A 20459-nucleotide genomic window follows, 5' to 3' on the forward strand; every position below is an offset into this window, starting at 1 on the left:
GACCCGGCACGGGTGGACGGCGATCGCGCGCCGTGACCTGTGCCGGGTGAACGGATGGGTGGGGCACTAGACCCCGGAAGTGACCTCGTAACCGGCTTCGGAGACGGCCGCGCGGACGGCGTCGGGCGAGACGTCGCCGTCGCTGGTGACGGTGACGGCGCCGGTCGGCAGGTCCACGGCGACACCGGTGACGCCGGCGATCTCGCCGACCTCCTCGGTGACCGAGGCGACGCAGTGTTCGCAGGTCATGCCGGTGACGGTGTAGGTGGCGGTGCTCATGGGGTGCGTATACCTCCTCGTGACGCCCGCGGTGCGGGGACGGTCAGGACCGGACCAGGCGCGCGATGGCGGCGCTGGCCTCCTCGATCTTCTCCTCGGCGACCGCCCCGCCCTCGGCGGCGGCGTCGGCGACGCAGTGCTTGAGGTGCTCGTCGAGCAGACCGAGCGCGACGGCCTCGAGTGCCTTGTTGACCGCCGATACCTGGGTCAGGATGTCGATGCAGTACTTGTCCGACTCGATCATCTTGCTGATCCCGCGGACCTGGCCCTCGATCCGGCGCATCCGCTTGACGTGCGCGTCCTTGTTGTCGGCGTATCCGTGCATCGCCCACCTCCTCGGTCACCACCGAGAGTACCCCTAGGGGGTATACGTATCAACAACGGGCGCGCGCCGACGTGTGTGATCCGGCGCGCGCCGGGTAGGGGAGGGCCAGGCCGATCGACGGGCCCGGGCACGCCGATCGCTCCAGGTCCTGCCGGTTCAGCTTCAGAGCCGGCGGGGCCGCCCTCAGTTGAACGAGATGTGCACGTGGTCCATGTGGTTGGCGGTGGCGCCGCCACGGTCCTCCTGCATCTCCCAGCCGTCGCCGGTGTTGATGCGCTGCTGCCAGATCACGTAGGTGATGCCGAGCTCGTCGGCGTTGGCCAGCGCGTACTCGGCGAGCTCGTCGCCGGTGGCCGGGTCGACCATGAAGTCGAGCGCCTTGCCGCTCGGGTGGTCGGACGTGCCGCCGCGGCTCCCGATGCCGAGCACGCTGTCCACGGCGAACATGCACCGGAGCGTCTCGCCGGCGTCGGCGACGTTCGCCGCGACACCCTCCATGCCCTCGGTGCCCGCCGCGCAGCTGCTCGGCCCGGCACCGGAACCGGCACCGTCGCCTCCGCCGCCGTCGGCCGGCTCCTCGACGTCCTCATCGGAGTCGTCGTCCGGCTCGGCGGCCTGCGCGGCGGCGGCCGCGGCTGCCGCCTCGGCGGCGCGGCGCTGCTGCTCGCGGGCCGTCACCGCGGCGTCGACCGCGCCGTTCGCGGCGCCGACGATCTCGTCGACGTCCACCGGCGGCGGTGGCTCGCCGAGCGCCTGGACGGCGCCGGCCGACGGAGCGGGTGCGGCGCCCGGCGCGGCCGGGCCGGCCTCGGCCAGCGCGAACGACTGCAGCGCGAGCTGGTCGACGTCCGGCACGGCGCCGCCTGCGGCGACGGGACCTGCGACCAGCCCGCCGCCGGCGAGCGCGGAGCTCAGCACTCCGATGGCACCGGCACGCCGGCTCCGGGTCGGCCTCGGGTGGACGTCACGGGTCACGACGGTGCGGGACGGCAGGGGCCGGCTCGGGGAGCGCCGGACGCGTGCCGTGCCGCCGGGGGTATGCCTCGGCACAGGGTGTCCTTCCTCGTCGGAAGCGGTCGCGCCCGGGTGCTGGGGAGCGGGGCGCACACGGTCCTGCTGGGGATCAGGTCCGTTACCGTTCCGAGATCGACGGTACGGGCGGGCGGGCCCCGGGTTGAGTCCCGCTACCGCCGCCGGCGGTCACCGGAGGCCGTCGCGCTGTGAGCGGCGCGGCGTCCCGACCGGGATCGGCCGGAAGGATCAACGCGGCTGGGCCGCCCGGCCTCACTCGCCGTCGGGCCCGGTGTCCGGCCGGGTGTGGACGCCCGGGAGCCCGCCGCTCACCGGAGGGACCGCGCGGCGGCGACGAAAGCGGCGATCCTGGCGTGGTCCTTCACCCCGCGCGCCGACTCGACGCCGCTGGACACGTCGACGCCCCACGGCCGCACCCGGCGGACCGCGGTGCCGACGTTGTCCGGGTCGAGGCCGCCGGCGAGCAGCCAGTTCCCGTCCGGGCGGTGGTCGAGTGCCTCGGCGTCCCAGGTCTCGCCGGATCCGGCCCGGGGCGAGTCGAGCAGCAGGACGTCCTCGCCGTAGCGCCCGACCCGCAGGTCCGGGTCGTGCGCGAGCGACGTCGCGCGCCACAGCCGGATCGGCTCGCGCGCGGCGACGGCGAAGTCGTCCGCGGTGTAGCGGCCGTGCAGCTGCAGCACGTCCGCGCCGATCTCCCGGGTGATCCGGGCGGCGTCCGCCGCGGTGTGCTCGGCGACGACGACGACCGACAGGACCGACGGGGGCACCTGCGCGACGAGCTCGCGAGCGGCCTCCGGCTCGAGATGGCGGGGGCTGGGCGGGTAGATCACGAACCCGACCGCGTCGGCACCGGACTCGACCGCCACCCGGACGTCGTCGGCCGTCCCGAGGCCGCACACCTTCACGAACACGCCGCCGACCCTACGTGGACGGTGGAGGCTCAGAGGTCGAGCACCAGGCGCGGCGACCGGGAGCGGGACACGCAGACCATCATCGTGTCGTTCGCCGCCTGCTCCTCCGGGGTGAGCAGCGAGTCGCGGTGGTCCGGGACCCCGTCGAGGACCCCGGTCTCGCAGGTCCCGCAGGTGCCCTCCCGGCACGACGACAGCACGGTCACCCCGGCGTCGTCGAGGGCGTCGATCACGGACCGCCCGGCCGGGACCGCGACCACCGCGCCGGATCCGGCGAGCTCGATCTCGAAGGCGTCCTGCGGCCCGTCGGTCGCGGCCGGCTTCTGGGCGAACCGCTCGACGTGCACCGTGCGGTCCCGGCGCGCGCACTCCTGCTCGACGGCCTCGATCAGCGCCTCGGGCCCGCAGCAGTAGACCGCGCGCCCGCCGGCCGCATCGAGGATCCCGGCGAGATCGAGCAGCCCGGTCTCGTCCTGCGGGCGCAGCTCGGCCCGGTCCGGATGGTGCTCGGCCAGGTCGCCGAACGCCATCGACGATCGGCTGCGGCCCCCGTACACGAGCCGCCAGTCCGCGCCCGCCGCGTCGGCCGCGGCCAGCATCGGCAGGAGCGGGGTGATCCCGATGCCGCCGGCGACGAACACGTAGCCCGGCGCCGGCACCAGCGGGAAGTGGTTGCGCGGGCCGCGGACGACGAGCGTGTCGCCCTCGGCCAGCACGTCGTGCACGTGCGCCGATCCGCCCCGGCCGCCGGGGTCGCGGAGCACCGCGATCCGCCAGAGCGCGCGTTCGGCCGGGTCGCCGCACAGCGAGTACTGTCGGGTCAGGTCGCCGGTGAGGACGAGATCGACGTGCGCGCCCGGCTCCCAGTCCGGCAGGTCGGCACCGTCGGTGCGGCGCAGGGTCAGCAGGGCGACGCCGTCGGCGATCGTCTCCTTCTTCTCGACCACGAGGTCGAGGGCGGGCTCGCTCACCGCATGTCCTCCTTCACCGGGCCCCGGCCGGCTCGAGCGCCGGACGGGTGGGAGCGACGCCCGGGTGGTGGCCGTCGGGGTGGCCCAGCAGCCACTCCCACAGCACCACCGGGTCGTCGAAGAGCTGCTCGGCGCCGCAGTGGCACACCGCGCACAGCAGGTCGGTGCCCAGCACCCAGTGGATCCGGTGCACCCGCCTGCCGCGCAGCACCGGCGGGGCCTGCGGGATGCCGGTCACCGGGTGGCCGCCGGTGCGGTGTGCGGCGCCTCGGTTGCCATCCGGGCCAGCATCCGCCGGGCCGCCAGCCCACCGGTGTCGATGTTGACCGAGAGCTCCTGGTAGCCGGGCGGCTCGGTCGCGATCACCGTCTCCAGGACGTCGAGGGCCTCGACGTCCTGGAGTACGACGGTGCGGTTCTGCTCGGCCAGGAACGCCGAGACGTGCGCGTCGTCGAGGGCGAAGTCACGGGCGACCATCCAGAAGTCGTGCGTGGAGTGCTCGGTCTCCGGGGTGATCGCGTAGACGACCTCGACGTGGAACGCGTCCGGGTCGCTGCCGTCGGGGTTCGGCACCGACCCGACCGGGGCGATCCGGGAGTGCAGCTTGTACAGGCACGGCGGCGTGTACTCGATGTCCTGCCACCGGGAGATCCGGCCGGAGAGCCCGGTCGAGCGCTGGTAGAACGGCGGGCACGCGGCGTCGTCCATGTGCCGGGAGACGTACACGATGCCGGCGTCGTCGTCGACCTCGGTGGAGATCGGGGTGTCCGCCACCTCGGGGGTGCCGATGTAGCCGCCGTGCAGGTAGGTCTCGTGGGACAGGTCGAGCAGGTTGTCCACGAGCAGCGAGAACCGGGCGGCCAGCGGCTCCATGCCGCGCACCGTCGTCCAGGCGGGGTCGTCGAGGTAGGACGCGCGCGGGATGCGGGCCGGGTCGGCGCCGGCCGGGTCCCCGATCCACACCCAGACCAGTGAGTCCTGCTCGACGACCGGGTACGGCGCGAGCCGTGCGGTGCGGGGCACCCGGGCCTGTCCGGGGACGGCGACGCACTTGCCGTCCGCGCCGTAGGTGAAGCCGTGGTAGCCGCAGACGACGGTGTCGCCGACGAGCCGGCTCGGTGCCCGGGAGAGCGGGAACCGGCGGTGCACGCAGCGGTCGGCGTGCGCGGTGACCTCGCCGGCCTCGGTGCGCCAGAACAGGATCGGTTCACCGCAGATCGTGCGGGAGAACAGCTCGCGGCCGATCTCGGCGGTGTACGCGGCGACGTACCACTGGTCGCGGGGGAGGGAACTCACGACGACGCTCCTTCGCGGGTGTCGGTGGTGGTGGGAACGGAGGAGGGGCGGAGCATCAGGACCAGCGCGGCGGCGCCGACGAACACCGCAGCGAAGACGAGGTAGAGGCTCTGCGGGGTGGCGCCGCCGTCGAGCAGCGCCCCGGCCAGGGTGGGGGCGAGGATCGCCCCGGAGCGACCGACGGCCAGCGCAGTCCCGACCCCGGTGGTCCGGACCTCCGGTGCGTACGACGTCGGGGTCAGGGCGTAGAGCCCGGCCACGCAGCCGTTGACGAACAATCCGATGACCGCCGCGACGACGAACGCGAGGGCGAGCGAGGAGGTCGAGGCGATGAACACGGCGAGCAGCACCGCCGTCGTCACCAGGTAGGCGGCCAGCACGTGCTTGAGCGCGAACCGGGCGGCGAGCAGGCCGAGCACGGCCGCTCCGAACATCCCGCCGACGTTGAGCAGGGTGCCGCCCGCGATGCCCGCGTCCGGCGAGAGCCCGGCCTCGACCAGCAGCGTCGGCGTCCAGCTGGTGACGAAGTAGAAGCCGGCCATGACGCAGAAGAACGTGATCCAGAGCAGGACCGTGGTGCGGCGCAGCGCCGGCCGCAGGAGCGCGCGGTAGCCGGCGGCGATCCCGGACGGCGTCGCGGACGCCTGCGGCAGCGTGGCGAGCGGGTCGTGCCGCATCCGCGTGAGCAGGGCGTTGATCCGCTCGAGTGCCCGGGGCGGTCGCCGGACCAGCAGGTAGTCGATCGACTCGGGGAGCCGCCACCAGACGAGCGGGACCGTGGCCAGCGTGGCGAGACCGCCCACGAGGAACACCGACCGCCAGCCGAGCTGTTCGATCAGCAGCACGGCGAGCAGCCCGCCGAGGGTGGCGCCCAGCGCGTAGCCGGTCGAGTTCAGGCTCACCGCGAGGCTGCGCCAGCGCGCCGAGGCGTACTCCGCGCCGATGACGTTGCTGGTGGCGAGGATGCCGCCCACGCCCAGCCCGGTGATCACCCGCAGGACGCCGAGCTGCCCGGCGGACTGGCTGGCCGCGGACAGCACCATCGCGACGCCGGCCAGTGCCAGGCAGCCGAGGACGACCGGCCGGCGGCCGATCCGGTCGGCCCAGGGTCCGATGAAGATCGAGCCGGCGGCCATGCCGATCAGTCCGGCCGAGAGGAGCAGGCCGAGCTCGGCGCCGGACAGGCCCCACTCGGCGGATACCGCCCGGCCGGTGAACGCCATGACCAGCACGTCGAAGCCGTCGAGGACGTTCAGCAGGACGCATACCGTGACCGCGCTCCACTGGAAGCGGGACATCGGGGCGTCGTCGAGGAGGCGGCGGATCGGGGTACTCACGATCCCGCTCCCGGGAAGTGGCGCATGGTGGGGGACTCCGTCGTCCGGTGCGGCTGGGAACGTCCCGAGCATGCGGCCCGGCCCGTCGCTGCCGAAGGGGACTTCCGGGAAATGGAAGGAGCGCTCAGCCGGCGAGTGCCCGGCTGATCCCGCGGGCACTGGTGCGGACCAGCGGCGCGAGTGCCCGCGGGCCTGCCCTGCCGTGCCGGACGACGAGCGAGACGGCGGCGACGACCCGGCCGCGGACGTCGTGCACCGGCGCGGCGACGGACAGCGCGTCGTCGGTGACCTGTCGGTCGCTGACCGCGAACCCGAGCCGGCGGACGTCGGCGAGCATCCGCCGCAGCCGCTGCGGGTCGGTGACGGTGAACGGGGTGTGCCGCTCGACCGGCGCGGCGAGCACGTCCTCCTGCAGCTCGGCCGGGGCGTGCGCCAGCAGGACCAGCCCCACGCCGGTCGCGGTGAGCGCGAACCGGCCGCCGACCCGGGTGAGCACCGGCACCGCCCGGGACCCGGCGAGCCGTTCGACGAACACGACCTCGGCACCCTCGCGGACGGCGAGCTGCACGTTCTCCCGGGTCACCTGCGAGAGGTCCTCCAGGAACGGCAGCGCGATCTCGCGGAGCGCCTGCCCGCGCGGGGCGAGCGCGCCCAGCTCCCACATCCGCAGGCCGATCCGGTACCGCCCGGTGTCGTCCTCGCGTTCGAGTGCGCCCCAGCGGGTCAGGTCGGCGACCAGTCGGTGCGCGGTGGACAGCGGGACGCCGGCGTGCCGGGCCAGCTCGCTCAGCGTCAGCGCCGGACGCTCCGGGTGATAGGCGTCGAGCATGCTCAGCGCGCGTGCGACGACGGACCCGGTCGGCCCCGCCGGGTGCCCCCGCCGGGTCACCGGCCGCGGTGTTCGGGCGGCCGTCCCCCGGGCCCGAGCACGGTGCGTACCCCCGGGCGGCCGATCGCGACGACGGCGACATGGCCGCCCCGTCCGGTAGCGATCGGCATGCTGGGCACTCCCTCGTCGAGTCCGGAGTGGAGCCTACGTCCCGCGGCGTTCGTGCACGGCCGCGAGTTCGGGCGAGGCGGTGTCCAGCGGCACCTCGTCGGGCTGGACCAGCCCGAGGTGCACCCGTTGGCGGGGCAGCACCCGGTCGAGCAGCCACTCGACGCCGGTGCGGATCCGGTTGCCCGGCATCGCCATGAGGTGGTACCCGCTGGTCACGGCCCGGGCGAGCGGCCCGCCGATCGGGATGTGCAGCGGGTTGGCGGCGGCGTCCCGTCCGCCGAGGTCCACCACGAACCCCAGGTCCCGGTGCCGGTACGGCGCCCGCGTGCCGTGTCCGAGCGAGGCGGCGACGTTGCCTGCGACCGTCCTGCCGTGCCGCACGGCGTGCTGGGCGGTCATCGGCGTGGACGAGCCGGGATTCGCGGGATCGGGCACCGCGGCGGCGTCACCGCAGGCGAACACGTCCTCGTGGCCCTGGACCTGCAGCTCGGAGTCCACCACGATCCGCCCGCGTTCGACGGGCAACCCGAGATCGGTCACCAGCGGATCGGGCCGCACGCCGACGCACCAGATCAGCGAGCGGGTCGGCAGGGACTCGCCGGTGCTCAGCCGCACCCCGTCGGCGGTGGCCTCGGCGACCGAGGTGCCGGTGCGGATCTCCACGCCGCGCCGGCGCAGCACCTTGGCAGCGGTCCGCGACAGCCGCTCGTCGAGTTCGGGCAGGACCCGCGACTGCACGTCGAGCAACAGCCAGCGGATCGGCTGCCCCTCCAGCTCGGGGTGGTCGCGGGCGACCTCCTCGGTCAGCAACGCCCCCTGCGCGGCCACCTCGGTGCCGGTGTAGCCGGCGCCCACCACGACGAACGTGCAGCGTGCGGCTCGTTCGACCGGATCGTCGACGTCGCCGGCCATCTCGAGCTGGCCCAGGATGTGGTCGCGCAGGTACAGCGCCTCGGGCATGCCGCGGAAGCCGTGCGCGTGCTCGGCGACGCCCGGCACCGGCAGCAGCTTGTTCACACTGCCCACGGCCACGACCAGGCGGTCGTAACCGAGCTCGTGCTCACCGCCCTCGGGATCGGTGTAGCACACCGTGTGGTCCTCCAGGCCGACCTTCCGGACCTGGCCGAGCTTCACCGTGACCCCGCGCAGCGAGGACGCCAGGGGCACCGTGATCCGGCGAGGGTCGAGCACGCCGGAGGCGACCTGCGGCAGCAGCGGTACGTAGAGGAAGTAGTCGGTCGAGTTCACCAGGACGATCTCCGCCTTGCCGCGCAGCAGGCGGGCGAGCCGGCGCGCGGCGTGGAACCCGGCGAACCCGCCACCGAGTACGACGACGCGAGGAGTCTGTGTGGACATGTCGGGGGACCTCCGATCCGTCCACGGGCGCCTACCCGCACGCTCGCCGTCCAACCCGTGCCCGGTATTCGACCTTCCGCCCGGTCATCCCCCGATCCGGGACGCGTCGCCCACGGCACCGGTTTCTGCAGCCGGGTCAGCTGTCGTAGTCGATCGTCGCGCGGTCCGACACCGGCCGGGTCTGGCAGGTGAGGACGAAGCCGGCGGCGACCTCGTCGTCCTCCAGGGCGAAGTTGCGCCGCATCGTGACCTCGCCGTCGGTGACCTTCGCCCGGCACGTCCCGCACACCCCGCCCTTGCAGGCGAACGGCAGGTCGCCGCGGACCTCCTGGGCGGCGTCGAGCACGGACTCGGTGCGGGGCAGCGACAGCGTGGTCGACCGTCCGTTGAGGACGATCGTGATCTCGCTGCCCGTCCCGTCGGTGACGATCTCGTCCTCGGCACGGTGCACCTCGGGCGGGGGCTCGTCGACGTAGAACAGCTCCCGGTGCACCCGCTTGCGCGCGACGCCGAGCTCACCGAGCACGGCGACCGCGGCCTCGGTCATCCCGAGCGGCCCGCACAGCCACCACTCGTCGACGCCCTCGACGTCCACGAGGGCGGTGAACAGCGTGCGCAGCCGGTCGGCGTCGAGCCGGCCGTTGACGATCTCCGCCTCGGTGGGTTCGCGGGACAGCACGTGCAGCAGGTGCAGGCGCGGGCCGTAGGCGTTCTTGAGATCGGCGATCTCCTCGGTGAACATCACCGTGTCGGTGCGCCGGTTGCCGTAGAGCAGGGTGACGTGGGTGTCGTCGTGCGCGGCCAGCAGCGACGCCACGATCGACAGCACCGGCGTGATGCCCGAGCCCGCCGCGACCAGCCCGTGGTGGGTGCCGGCCGCCAGCTGCGGGGTGAAGTTCCCGGCTGGCGGGCCGACCTCGACGACGTCGCCGGGGGTGACCTCGTCGACCAGCCACGCGGAGAACAGTCCGCCGTCGACCCGGCGCACCCCGACGCGCGGCGCGTGGCCTGCGGGGGAGCAGATCGAGTACGACCGCCGCTCCTCGCCACCGGGGCCGCGTCTGCGCAGCGTCAGGTACTGGCCGGGGCGGAACGAGTAGTGCTCACGCAGGTCGCCGGGTACGTCGAAGGTGACGGCGACGGCGTCGTCGCACAGCCGGTCCACGTCGGACACGACGAGACGGTGGAAGCCGGTCGGGAGCGCGTCGGGCTCGTCGTCGACGAACAGCGTCGCGGGGCTCCGTCCGCTCATCAGATCTCCTTCATGTGCTCGAACGGCTCCCGGCACGCGGTGCACCGGCGCAGTGCCGTGCACGCGGTCGGGCCGAAGCGGGAGAGCTCCTCGGTGGCCGGGGAGCCGCACTGCGGGCAGCGCACCACGGTCGCCGGCGGGTCGAGGGTCAGCGGGATCGGCCCGGCGGCCCGCGGCGTGGCCCGGCCGGGTGGGGCGACCCCGGCGTCGGCGAGCTTGCGCCGCCCGGACTCGCTGATCCAGTCCGTGCTCCAGGCCGGCGAGAACACCGTCCGGACCTCGATCGGCCCGTACCCGGCGTCGGCGAGGGCGCGGGTGATGTCGGCGCGCATCTCCTCGATCGCAGGGCAACCCGAGTACGTCGGCGTGATCGTCACCGTCACGCCGTCGTCCTGTTCGGACACCGAGCGGATCACGCCGAGATCGTCCAGGGTCAGCATCGGCATCTCGGGGTCGACGACCCGTGCGACGGCGTCACGGGCACCGAGGCTCAGCGTCACCACGATGCCCCCGGGTGCTTGCGGGCCAAACTCTGCATCGCGTCGAGTGCGTGCTCCAGCTTCTCGGTGTGCACACCCTGGCGACCGCCGAGCCCGCCGATGGTGCCCATCTCGGGAATGTCCGGGCGGGTCAGCGTGGCACGCGCGAGCACCTGGCCGATCACCTCGTGGACCTCGTCGTGGAGCCCGGCCGGGTCGACGGCGACACCGGCCGCGACCAGGCGTCGTTCCGGGTCGCTGGTGCGGAAGAGCTCGCCGAGGAACGGCCAGACCCACTCCAGCGCGTCCTGCATCCGCCCGTGCGACTCGGCGGTGCCGTCGCCGAGGCGCAGGGTCCAGCGGGCGGCGTGGTCGCGGTGGTAGGTCACCTCCTTGACGCCCTTGGCGGCGACCGCGGCGAGCACCGGGTCCGCGGAGTCCTGCAGCCGGTGCAGCAGCGCGAGCCGCCAGGTGGAGAAGACCAGCAGCCGGGCGATCGCGCGGGCGAAGTCGAGGTCGTCGGAGGGTTCGGCGAGTGCGACGTTGCGGAACGCGGGCACCTCGCGCCAGTAGGCGAGGTCGTCCTCGTCCCGGTCCTTGCCCTCGACGTGGCCGGCCCGGGCCAGCAGCACCCGAGCCTGGCCGAGCAGGTCGAGGGCGATGTTCGCCAGTGCGACCTCCTCCTCCAGCTCGGGCGCGTGCGAGACCCACTCGGTGAGGCGGTGGCTGTAGACCAGCGCGTCGTCGCCGAGCATCAGGCAGTACTCGGCCAGCTCGGCCGGGTCGGCGCCGTCGGGGACCGCGGCCGTCAGGTCGGCCTCCATGTCCTCGAACCCGGAGCCGAACGCCCAGCGCGGGTCGTCCTGGTCGATCGTCCCGGCGAGCGCCTGGTAGGCGTTGTCCTCGTCGGCGCTCACAGGTGCGGCACCTCCTCCGGGATCGCGTAGAAGGTCGGGTGCCGGTAGACCTTGTCCGCGCTCGGGGCGAAGAACGGGTCCTTCTCGTCCGGGCTCGACGCCGCGATCGCGTCGGCCCGCACCACCCAGATCGAGACGCCCTCGTTGCGGCGGGTGTAGACGTCGCGGGCGTTGTGCAGGGCCATCTCGTCGTCGGCGGCGTGCAGCGAGCCGACGTGGACGTGGTTGAGGCCGCGCTTGCCGCGCACGAACACCTCGTACAGCGGCCACGTGCGGCGGCTCGGCCGCTCACCCGCGCCGGTCTCGACACCGGTGGTGGGGACGGCGCCGTGGCCGCCCTCCGCGGTGACGTCCGGGGTCTCGTCGCCGGGGATCATGCCGTCGCTCCCTTCGCGGCCCGCGCCGCCTGCTTGTCGGCGTAGGCGCCGGCCGCCTCGCGGACCCAGGCGCCGTTCTCGTGTGCCCGGCGCCGGTGCGCGAGCCGCTGCCGGTTCGCCGGCCCGGCCCCGGAGATCACGGCGTTGAACTCCGACCAGTCCGGCTCGCCGAAGTCGTGCGCGCCCCGCTCGTCGTTCCAGCGCAGCTCCGGGTCCGGCAGCGTCACGCCGAGCGCCTCGGCCTGCGGGACGCTCATGTCCACGAACCGCTGCCGCAGCTCGTCGTTGGTGTGGCGCTTGATGCCCCACTCCATCGACTGCTGGGTGTTGGGGGAGTCGCCGTCGGCCGGGCCGAACATCATCAGCGACGGCCACCACCACCGGTTCGTGGACTCCTGCACCATCTCCCGCTGGGCCTCGGTGCCGTTCATCAGCGCGAGCAGCGACTCGTAGCCCTGCCGCTGGTGGAACGACTCCTCCTTGCAGATCCGGATCATCGCCCGGGCGTACGGGCCGTACGAGCAGCGGCACAGCGGCACCTGGTTCGCGATCGCCGCACCGTCGACCAGCCACCCGATGACGCCGATGTCGGCCCAGGACAGCGTCGGGTAGTTGAAGATCGACGAGTACTTCTGCTTCGCGTCGATCAGCTTCTCGGTGAGCTCCTCGCGGTCCACCCCGAGGGTCTCGGCCGCCGCGTACAGGTACATCCCGTGGCCGGCCTCGTCCTGCACCTTCGCGAGCAGGATCGCCTTGCGGCGCAGCGACGGCGCCCGCAACAGCCAGTTGCCCTCCGGCTGCATGCCGATGATCTCCGAGTGCGCGTGCTGGGCGATCTGGCGGATCAGGGTCCTGCGGTACGCCTCGGGCATCCAGTCCCGCGGCTCGATCCGCTGATCCGCCGCGAGAGTCGCCGAGAAGCGCTCCTGCAGTTCCGCCTCCGACGGCGCGGTACTCGTCACGGGACACCTCCGTCGTACCGAATGTTCGTTCGGCAGCGAGTGTGGCTCACCGCCGCGACGCACGCAACCCCACGCCCAATGTCACGCCAGTGCTCGAGCCACGACCTCTGCGTGACACTCGGTAGATCCCGCAGTCGGCGAATGTCACGCCGGTGTTCGTGGGACGACACTGGTGTGGCGCTGGGCGAGCTCGTGCGCGACGTGGCCGGCTACCCGGGGCGGGTGGTGGATCGTGTCCTCGGCGGACGGGCGGAGGATGTGCCAGTTCCGGGCGGTCAGGAACTGCTGCCGGGCGAGGTCCGCGCGGGCCTGTGCCGGCTCGCGGTGGTGGGCGCCGTCGTACTCGATCCCGAGCAGGACGTCGGGGTAGGCCAGGTCGATCCGGTACTCACCGACCGGGAACTGGAGGACGGGCTCGGGCAGGCCGCCGTCGTGCAGTGCGAGCCGGACCCTGGTCTCCATCGGCGACTCGGCGAGCGGGTTCGCCAGCGCCACCAGGTCCCGGAGTCGACGGACGCCGCGGGCGCCGGGATGGTCGAGGAGCAGGTCGAGGACTTGCTCCGGAGCGAACTTGCCGATCCGTGCGAGCGCGTCCAGCGCGATGATCGCCTCGATACGGTCCTCGCGGATCGCCAGGTCGAACGCGGTACGCAGCGGCGAGAGCGTGCGCACGGTCCGGCCGGTGACGTAGCGGCGCCGCCGTCCGGGGATCGGGATGCGGACGCCGCTGCGGATCTCGTGGGGAAGGGCGCGGGCCCGGTGAACGAGGAGCCCCGGTTGGGCACGCCGGTTCCCGACGGCGATGAGTACCTCGGCCGGAACGCCGGCGGGTGCACAGTCGGCTCCGAGCATCTCCGCCGCCGACCAGCCGGCCAGTGCACCGGCTCCGATGTCGAGCGGGCCGGAGGGTGAGTCGCTCGTCGCGTGCACGGCCAGCGCGGCAGCCTCGCACAGCACCAGGTACGTGACCTCGACCGAGGCGTGCACGTACACGTCCTGGAAAAGCCGGCGAAACCCGCTGCCCCGCAGAACCCCTTTGGTCACGGCACCCGCCGCGATCGCCACCGAACCCCGAAACGGTCGCATTCCCATCGTCATGCGCCCTTGGACGATCCCCACCGCCCGCCGGTTCCACTTGATCTCCGGCGGCATCGGCCGAGTGTCACGTGAGGGCTCGGGTCGCAGCCCTCACGTGACACTCGGTCAGGGATTGGGGGTGGGGGAGGGGACTATGCCTGTGAGGGCTGCTTGGACTACGTCTTCCGGGAGAGTGGCTGTTCCGGGGCGGCCGGGGCGGTACCACTCGACGATCGAGTTGACCAGGCCGGAGAGCAGTTTGGCGGCCAGGGCGGGGTCCACGTCGGCGCGGACCTCGCCGGCGTCCACGGCGTCGCGGACGAGCCGGGTGATCGCGGCGTCGAAGGCGCGCCGCCGTTCCAGTGCCCAGCGCTCGGTCTCGGTGTTGCCGCGCACCCGCAGCAGTAGCGTCACGTAGGGCAGCTCGGTCATGAGCACCCGCACCTGCTCGGCGATGATCACCCGCAACCGCTGTACGGGGCTGCCGTCGCGGGCGGTGGGCAGTTCCAGCACCCCGAACAGGCCGTCCACCGCGCGTTCCAGTGCGGCCCGCAGCAGGGCCTCCTTGCCGGCGAAGTGGTGGTAGAACGACGACTTCGTGATCCCCGCGGCCCGGGAGAGGTCCTCCATCGACGTCGCGTCGTAGCCGCGAGCGATGAACTCGCCGACCGCGGTCTCGAGCAGCTGGTCCCGCCCGCCGCTGGGACGGCGGGCCCGCTTCACCGGTGCCTGACTCACGCGCTCATCGTCCTTCGAAGGTCGGCGTCTTCTTGGCCAGGAAGTCCGCGACGGCCCGCTGGTGGTCGGTCGTCGTGGCCAGCCGGGCCTGGGCGGCGGCCTCGTGCTCGAGGACGGCCGGCAGCTCGTTGACCGCGCCGAAGCGGATCGCGCTCTTCACCTCCGCGTAGGCCAGGGTCGGGCCCGCGGCGAGCCTGCGGGCCAGCGCGAGTCCGGCGTCGAGCACCTGGTCGGCCGGCACGACGTCGCGCACCAGGCCCCAGTTGCGCGCGTCCTCGGCGCTGAACTGCTCACCGAGCAGCAGCAGCTCGGTCGCCCGCGCGACCCCGACCGCGTGCGCCAGGCTCGCCGACAGGCCGGTGTCGGCGGTCAGCCCGATCGCGGTGAACGCCGTCGAGAACTTCAGTCCTTCGGCGGCGACGCGCAGGTCGGCGGCGAGTGCGAGGCCGAGCCCGGCACCGACGCAGGGCCCGTTGATCGCGGCGATCACCGGCTTCGGCGTCCCGGTGATGGCCAGCGCGAGCGGGTTGTAGTGGTCGCGCACGGTGTCGAAGGAGGTCGCGGCGTCGCGTTCGAGCGCGGCCGCGTGCTCGCCCAGGTCCTGCCCGACGCAGAACGCCCGCCCGGAGCCGGTCAGCACGACGGCGCGCACGGAGTCGTCCCCGGCCACCTCGGCGACGGCGGGCAGCAGCGCCTCCTTGAGCTCGACGGTGAGCGCGTTGTACTTCGCGGGCCGGTTCAGCGTGAGTACCGCGACGGAGGGGTCGGTGTCGTCGCGCGAGACCAGGACGGCGGGAGCGGCGGAGTCGGCCATCCGGTCACCCTAGCTGCCGACCGAACGATCGGTCTCCGGTCCGTGCGGAGGGCTCCCCAACGGCGGCCGGGGGTGCTAGCGTGCTCAGCCGAACGAACGGTCGGTTCAGTGATGAGCAACGACGGAGGCCTTGTCGATGGCGCAGCCGATGACCCTGCTCCGCAGCCACCTCTCGGGTTCCTGGCAGACCGGGACCGGGGAGGGGCGTCCGCTGCACGATGCGGTGACCGGCGAGGAGGTCGCCCGTGTCAGCGCGGACGGTCTCGATCTCGCCGGCGCGCTGGAACACGGTCGCCGCACCGGTGGTCCCGCACTGCGCGAGCTCACCTTCCACCAGCGTGCGGCCCTGCTCAAGGCGCTCGGCGGGCACCTGCGTGAGCACCGCGAGGAGCTCTACGCCGTCTCGAAGCGGACCGGTGCCACGCTCGGCGACTCGAAGTTCGACGTCGACGGTGGCATCGGTGTCCTGCTCGCGTACGCGTCCAAGGCCAAGCGCGAGCTGCCCAACGACACGGTCCACGTCGAGGGCGCGGTCGAGCCGCTGGGCAAGGGCGGGACGTTTCTCGGCCAGCACGTCCTCACCTCCCTGCGTGGGGTCGCGGTGCAGGTCAACGCGTTCAACTTCCCGGTCTGGGGCCCGCTGGAGAAGCTCGCGCCCGCGTTCCTCGCCGGGGTGCCCACCCTGATCAAGCCGGCGACCCCGACGGCGTTCCTGACGGCGAAGCTGGTCGAGCTGATCGTCGACTCCGGCCTGCTGCCCGAGGGCTCGGTCCAGTTCGTCGCCGGCTCGCTCGGTGACTGCTTCGAGCACCTCACCGGGCAGGACCTGGTGTCCTTCACCGGTTCCGCGGCGACCGCGCAGACCCTGCGCAGCCACCCCGCACTCGTGCGCAACGCGGTGCGGTTCACGGCCGAGGCGGACTCGCTGAACATGGCCGCCCTCGGCCCGGACGCCTCGCCCGGGACCGAGGAGTTCGACCTGTTCGTGAAGGCCCTGACCACCGAGATGACGGTCAAGGCCGGGCAGAAGTGCACCGCGATCCGCCGCGCGTTCGTGCCCCGCGAGCACGTCGACGCCGTCCTCGAGGCGGCGAGCGCGCGGCTGGCGAAGGTCGTCGTCGGCGCGCCCGATGCCGAGGGTGTCCGGATGGGTGCGCTCGCGAGCCTCGACCAGCGCGAGGAGGTCCGGCGCAGCGTGAAGGCCTTGCGCGACGCCGGCCGGATCGTGTTCGGCGACCCGGAGACGGTCGACGTCGTCGGTGCCGACACCGACCGGGGCGCGTTCGTCTCGCCGCTGCTGCTGCTCGGGGACCCGGAACGGGCCGAGCCGCACGAGGTCGAGGCGTTCGGGCCGGTCGCGACCGTGCTGCCCTACGACACGACCGACCAGCTGATCGGCTACGCCACCCGCGGGCAGGGCAGCCTCGTCGGGTCGGTCGTCTCCGCGGACCCGGAGTTCGTCCGCGAGACGGTGCTCGGCATCGCTCCGTTCCACGGCCGCGTGCACGTCCTCAACGCCCGTGACGGCAAGGAGTCCACGGGGCACGGCTCCCCGTTGCCGCAGCTCGTCCACGGCGGTCCCGGCCGGGCCGGTGGCGGCGAGGAGATGGGCGGGGTCCGCGGCGTGTTCCACCACATGCAGCGCACCGCGGTCCAGGCCGACCCGGACTCCCTGGTCGCGATCACCGGCCGCTGGGTGAGCGGCGCGCAGCGCCACGAGTCCGATGTGCACCCGTTCCGCAAGCACCTCGAGGAGCTCAGGCCGGGCGACTGCCTGGTCGCGGGGCCGCGCCGGGTCACGCAGGCCGACGTGGAGCACTTCGCCGAGTTCACCGGCGACACCTTCTACGCGCACATGGACGAGGCCGCCGCCGCGGCGAACCCGCTGTTCGGGCAGCGGGTCGCGCACGGCTACCTCGTCGTGTCGCTGGCCGCGGGCCTGTTCGTCGACCCGGACCCGGGCCCGGTGCTGGCCAACTTCGGCGTCGACGGGCTGCGGTTCCTCACTCCCGTCCGGTTCGACGACGAGCTCACCGTGACCCTGACCTGCAAACAGCTCACGCCGCGCGACTCCGCCGACTACGGCGAGGTCCGCTGGGACGCCGACGTGACCCGCCAGGACGGCGAGTCCGTCGCCCGCTACGACGTGCTCACGCTCGTCGCCAAGAAGCCGGCCGGGAAGGAGACCCAGCAGTGACCATCGCGACGAGGCGACCCGGTGACGCGCCCGCGGCCGAGCTGCTGGACCCGGCCGAACGGATGTCGGTCGACGAGCTGCGGGCCCTGCAGCTGGAGCGTCTGCAGTGGACGCTGCGGCACGCCTACGAGAACGTGCCGCACTACCGGGCGAAGTTCGAGGCTGCTGGGGTGCATCCCGACGACTGCCGCGAGCTCGCCGACATCGCGAAGTTCCCGACGACGACCAAGGCCGACCTGCGTGAGACATACCCGTTCGGCATGTTCGCCGTGCCCCGGGAACGGATCGCGCGGATCCACGCGTCGTCCGGGACGACCGGGCGGCCCACCGTCGTCGGCTACACCGCCGGTGACATCGACAACTGGGCGAGCCTGGTCGCGCGCTCGATCCGCGCGGCGGGCGGACGCCCGGGGCACCGGGTGCACGTCGCGTACGGGTACGGCCTGTTCACCGGCGGGCTCGGCGCGCACTACGGCGTGGAGAAGCTCGGTGCGACGGCGATCCCGGTCTCCGGCGGCATGACCCCGCGCCAGGTCCAGCTGATCTCCGACTTCGAGCCCGAGATCATCATGCTGACGCCGAGCTACATGCTGACCCTGCTCGACGAGTTCGAGCGCCAGGGCATCGATCCGCGGAGCTCGTCGCTGCAGGTCGGGATCTTTGGTGCCGAGCCGTGGACGGAGCAGATGCGCGCCGAGATCGAGGAGCGCGCCGGCATCCACGCCGTCGACATCTACGGGCTCTCCGAGGTGATGGGGCCGGGCGTCTCGCAGGAGTGTGTGGAGACCAAGGACGGCCTGCACATCTGGGAGGACCACTTCCTGCCCGAGGTCGTCGACCCGCTGGACGGCACCCCGCTCCCGGACGGTGCGGAGGGCGAGTTGCTGTTCACCTCTCTCACCAAGGAGGGGCTGCCGATCATCCGCTACCGCACCCGGGACCTGACGACGCTGCTCCCGGGCACCGCGCGCCCGCAGATGCGGCGGATGGCCAAGATCACCGGGCGGTCCGACGACATGATCATCCTGCGCGGGGTGAACCTGTTCCCGACCCAGATCGAGGAGATCGTCCTGCGTACCTCCGGCTGCGCGCCGCACTTCCAGCTGGTGCTGTCGACCGAGGCCCGGCTGGACGCGCTGTCCGTGCGGGTCGAGGCCCGGCCCGGTACCCCGGCCGACCGGCGTGCGGCCGCCGCGGCCGAGCTGGTGCGGGCGGTGAAGGAGACGGTCGGCGTGACCGTCGCCTGTGAGATCGTCGATCCGGACACCCTGGAGCGGTCGGTAGGGAAGCTGCAGCGGCTGGTGGACCGCCGGAGCTCCTGAGGCCCGTCGAGGGTCGAAGCGACAACACTGACCCCCTGGGTCAGGACTGGGCATTCACCCGGGGCACGCGCCGCCGTGATCGTGTGCACTGCGGCGACCCACGGGAGGGCAATTGACAGCGGAGCCGCGTTTCGAGCCCCCGCCGGGAGCCCCGCCCGGGCTCCGGCGGGTGCTGCGCGATCTCGGACCGCAGTACGCGGTGAACGGCCTGATCGGACTGATCTTCGCGGCGACCGGCCCGATCGCGGTGATCCTCGCCGCCGGGGTCCAGGGCGGCCTCGGCGGGCGGGAGCTCGCGTCGTGGTTGTTCGGGGTCTTCTTCCTCAACGGTCTGCTCACCGTGCTGACCTGCTGGCTCTACCGGCAGCCGCTGGCGTTCTTCTGGACGATCCCCGGCACCGTGCTCGTGGGGCAGGCGCTCGGGCACATGAGCTTCGCCGAGGTGGTCGGTGCGTACCTGGCCACCGGCGTGCTGATGCTGGTGCTGGGCCTGTCCGGCTGGGTCCGGACGGCGATGGCCGCCGTCCCGATGCCGATCGTGATGGGCATGGTGGCCGGGGTCTTCCTCGGGTTCGGTACCGGGCTGGTCGACTCGGTCGTCGGCGACGGCGCCGTGGCGGTCCCGATGATCCTCGCGTTCGTGCTGCTCAGCGCCTGGCCCGCGGCCGGACGTCGGCTGCCGCCGGTGCTCGGCGCGCTGCTCGTCGGCGTCGCCGCCGTACTGATCAGTGGACACCGCGGCTCCGGTGGCGGCGACCTGACCGGTGTCCTCGCCGCGCCGCTGTTCGTCGCCCCGGCCTGGTCGTGGCAGGCGATGCTGGAGCTCGTCGTGCCGCTGGCGGTCACCGTGCTGGTCGTGCAGAACGGCCAGGGCGTCGCGGTGCTGCGCGCGGCGGGCCACCGCGCACCGGTGAACGTCGTGACCGTCGCCTGTGGACTGTGGTCGGTGCTCGCCGCCGGGGTGGGGGCGGTGTCGACCTGCCTGACCGGCCCGACGAACGCACTGCTCACCCCGGGAGCGCCAGTACACCGCGGGCATCACGTGCGGGATCCTGGCGATGGTGTTCGGGCTGTTCGCGCCGGTGGTGGTGCGGCTGATGCTGGCCGCGCCGCCTGCGTTCCTGGCGACCCTCGGCGGCCTGGCGATGCTGAAGGTGCTGCAGTCGTCGTTCGTGGCCGCGTTCGGTGGCCGCGTCACGCTGGCCGCGCTGGTCACGTTCGTGGTCACGGTGTCGGGGGTGACCGCGTTCAACATCGGCGCCCCGTTCTGGGGGCTGGTCGCCGGTGTCGCGACGGCGTGGCTGCTGGAGCGCGACGACCTCGCCCGGGATCGTGCGGGTGAACCCGTCGAGGCCCGCTAACGCGTCTCGTCCTCGAACACCAGGATCGTCCGGCTCGCCACCACGGCGGGCAGTGCCTGCAGCCGCTCCAGCACGACGTGGCGCAGCGCGTCGTTGTCGACCGCCCGCACCAGCAGCAGGACGTCGAAGTCCCCGCCGACCAGCGCGATGTGCCGGACCTCGGGGATCGTGTGGAGCTGCGCGCGCAGCTCGCGCCAGCTGTTCTGCCGCACGGTCAGCGTGACGTAGGCCGAGGTGTGCAGGCCGACCTTCGCCGGGTCGACGGTGGCGGTGAACCCGGTGATCACGCCGTCGTCGACCAGCCGGGCCAGCCGGGCGTAGGCGTTCGCCCGGGAGATCGTGAGCCGCTCGGCGAGTGCCCGGCCCGACAGTCGCCCGTCGCGCTGCAGTTCCTCGACCATCCGCCGGTCGATCTCGTCGAGCACCGCGCCGCTCCGTTCGTCTCGCCGGACCTGG

22 protein-coding genes and 1 pseudogene are annotated in these 20459 nt (G+C 73.1%); 4 read left to right on the plus strand and 19 right to left on the minus strand.

Going from position 1 to position 20459, the window contains the following annotated elements:
* Positions 1-66: 66 nt before the first annotated feature.
* The 18 genes from JOF36_RS11215 to JOF36_RS11300 form a co-directional block, all read right to left on the minus strand.
* On the minus strand, positions 67-279 hold the full coding sequence (locus JOF36_RS11215) for a heavy-metal-associated domain-containing protein (protein WP_210026636.1): 213 nt from the start codon (positions 277-279) through the stop codon (positions 67-69).
* Positions 280-322: 43 nt separating this feature from the next.
* The gene (locus JOF36_RS11220; protein ID WP_210026637.1) at positions 323-604 is read right to left on the minus strand and encodes a metal-sensitive transcriptional regulator; all 282 of its coding nucleotides are present in this window, start codon (positions 602-604) and stop codon (positions 323-325) included.
* A 183-nt stretch (positions 605-787) separates the two neighbouring features.
* Entirely contained in the window at positions 788-1522 is a 735-nt protein-coding gene (locus tag JOF36_RS38840) for a VldE C-terminal domain-containing protein (RefSeq protein WP_307862319.1), read from the minus strand.
* Between the two features lie 422 nt (positions 1523-1944).
* Positions 1945-2547: a phosphoribosylanthranilate isomerase gene (locus JOF36_RS11230; protein WP_210026638.1), complete on the minus strand. Its 603-nt coding sequence runs from the start codon at positions 2545-2547 to the stop codon at positions 1945-1947.
* Positions 2548-2576: 29 nt separating this feature from the next.
* Positions 2577-3518, minus strand: coding sequence for a PDR/VanB family oxidoreductase (locus JOF36_RS11235; protein ID WP_210026639.1), 942 nt, complete (start codon positions 3516-3518; stop codon positions 2577-2579).
* 13 nt (positions 3519-3531) lie between these two features.
* Positions 3532-3756: a hypothetical protein gene (locus JOF36_RS11240; RefSeq protein WP_307862320.1), complete on the minus strand. Its 225-nt coding sequence runs from the start codon at positions 3754-3756 to the stop codon at positions 3532-3534.
* Positions 3753-4814, minus strand: a complete 1062-nt coding sequence (locus tag JOF36_RS11245; protein ID WP_210026640.1) for a Rieske 2Fe-2S domain-containing protein — start codon at positions 4812-4814, stop codon at positions 3753-3755. Before JOF36_RS11245 ends, JOF36_RS11240 begins: the two co-directional genes overlap by 4 nt.
* Positions 4811-6151 (minus strand): MFS transporter, encoded by a 1341-nt coding sequence (locus JOF36_RS11250; RefSeq protein ID WP_210026642.1) that lies wholly within the window; start codon positions 6149-6151, stop codon positions 4811-4813. Before JOF36_RS11250 ends, JOF36_RS11245 begins: the two co-directional genes overlap by 4 nt.
* 124 nt (positions 6152-6275) lie before the next feature.
* Positions 6276-7040 (minus strand): IclR family transcriptional regulator, encoded by a 765-nt coding sequence (locus JOF36_RS11255; RefSeq protein WP_307862321.1) that lies wholly within the window; start codon positions 7038-7040, stop codon positions 6276-6278.
* A gap of 144 nt (positions 7041-7184) precedes the next feature.
* The gene (locus tag JOF36_RS11260) at positions 7185-8507 is read right to left on the minus strand and encodes an NAD(P)/FAD-dependent oxidoreductase (protein ID WP_210026643.1); all 1323 of its coding nucleotides are present in this window, start codon (positions 8505-8507) and stop codon (positions 7185-7187) included.
* A gap of 136 nt (positions 8508-8643) precedes the next feature.
* Positions 8644-9759 (minus strand): 1,2-phenylacetyl-CoA epoxidase subunit PaaE, encoded by a 1116-nt coding sequence (gene paaE, locus JOF36_RS11265; protein ID WP_210026644.1) that lies wholly within the window; start codon positions 9757-9759, stop codon positions 8644-8646.
* Positions 9759-10262, minus strand: a complete 504-nt coding sequence (gene paaD, locus JOF36_RS11270; RefSeq protein ID WP_210026645.1) for a 1,2-phenylacetyl-CoA epoxidase subunit PaaD — start codon at positions 10260-10262, stop codon at positions 9759-9761. Before paaD ends, paaE begins: the two co-directional genes overlap by 1 nt.
* A complete protein-coding gene (gene paaC, locus JOF36_RS11275) occupies positions 10256-11155 on the minus strand; it encodes a 1,2-phenylacetyl-CoA epoxidase subunit PaaC (protein ID WP_210026646.1) in 900 nt (299 codons plus the stop codon). Before paaC ends, paaD begins: the two co-directional genes overlap by 7 nt.
* The gene (gene paaB / locus JOF36_RS11280; RefSeq protein WP_210026647.1) at positions 11152-11532 is read right to left on the minus strand and encodes a 1,2-phenylacetyl-CoA epoxidase subunit PaaB; all 381 of its coding nucleotides are present in this window, start codon (positions 11530-11532) and stop codon (positions 11152-11154) included. The genes paaC and paaB overlap by 4 nt, the downstream gene beginning before the upstream one ends.
* Positions 11529-12494 (minus strand): 1,2-phenylacetyl-CoA epoxidase subunit PaaA, encoded by a 966-nt coding sequence (gene paaA / locus JOF36_RS11285; RefSeq protein ID WP_210026648.1) that lies wholly within the window; start codon positions 12492-12494, stop codon positions 11529-11531. The genes paaB and paaA overlap by 4 nt, the downstream gene beginning before the upstream one ends.
* 144 nt (positions 12495-12638) lie before the next feature.
* A complete protein-coding gene (locus JOF36_RS11290; RefSeq protein ID WP_210026650.1) occupies positions 12639-13646 on the minus strand; it encodes a DUF559 domain-containing protein in 1008 nt (335 codons plus the stop codon).
* Between the two features lie 51 nt (positions 13647-13697).
* On the minus strand, positions 13698-14309 hold the full coding sequence (locus tag JOF36_RS11295; RefSeq protein WP_210026652.1) for a TetR/AcrR family transcriptional regulator: 612 nt from the start codon (positions 14307-14309) through the stop codon (positions 13698-13700).
* A 4-nt stretch (positions 14310-14313) separates the two neighbouring features.
* Positions 14314-15123 (minus strand): enoyl-CoA hydratase/isomerase family protein, encoded by an 810-nt coding sequence (locus JOF36_RS11300; protein ID WP_210026654.1) that lies wholly within the window; start codon positions 15121-15123, stop codon positions 14314-14316.
* Between the two features lie 148 nt (positions 15124-15271).
* On the opposite strand from JOF36_RS11300, the gene paaZ reads away from it, so the two are divergent.
* The 4 genes and pseudogenes from paaZ (at position 15272) to JOF36_RS41670 (ending at position 20003) form a co-directional block, all read left to right on the plus strand.
* Positions 15272-17320, plus strand: coding sequence for a phenylacetic acid degradation bifunctional protein PaaZ (gene paaZ, locus JOF36_RS11305; RefSeq protein ID WP_210035389.1), 2049 nt, complete (start codon positions 15272-15274; stop codon positions 17318-17320).
* Complete coding sequence (gene paaK / locus JOF36_RS11310) at positions 17317-18642, plus strand: phenylacetate--CoA ligase PaaK (RefSeq protein WP_210026656.1); 1326 nt, start codon at positions 17317-17319, stop codon at positions 18640-18642. The genes paaZ and paaK overlap by 4 nt, the downstream gene beginning before the upstream one ends.
* A gap of 247 nt (positions 18643-18889) precedes the next feature.
* Positions 18890-19594: pseudogene (locus tag JOF36_RS41665) on the plus strand (benzoate/H(+) symporter BenE family transporter); the annotation flags it as partial.
* A gap of 106 nt (positions 19595-19700) precedes the next feature.
* Positions 19701-20003, plus strand: coding sequence for a benzoate/H(+) symporter BenE family transporter (locus JOF36_RS41670; RefSeq protein ID WP_504739883.1), 303 nt, complete (start codon positions 19701-19703; stop codon positions 20001-20003).
* On the opposite strand, the gene JOF36_RS11320 is transcribed toward JOF36_RS41670, so the two are convergent.
* Entirely contained in the window at positions 20000-20404 is a 405-nt protein-coding gene (locus tag JOF36_RS11320; protein WP_210035391.1) for an Lrp/AsnC family transcriptional regulator, read from the minus strand. The two genes, JOF36_RS41670 and JOF36_RS11320, sit on opposite strands and share 4 nt — an antisense overlap.
* Positions 20405-20459 lie beyond the last annotated feature (55 nt).

The organism is Pseudonocardia parietis, assembly GCF_017876315.1.
Classification (GTDB): domain Bacteria; phylum Actinomycetota; class Actinomycetes; order Mycobacteriales; family Pseudonocardiaceae; genus Pseudonocardia; species Pseudonocardia parietis.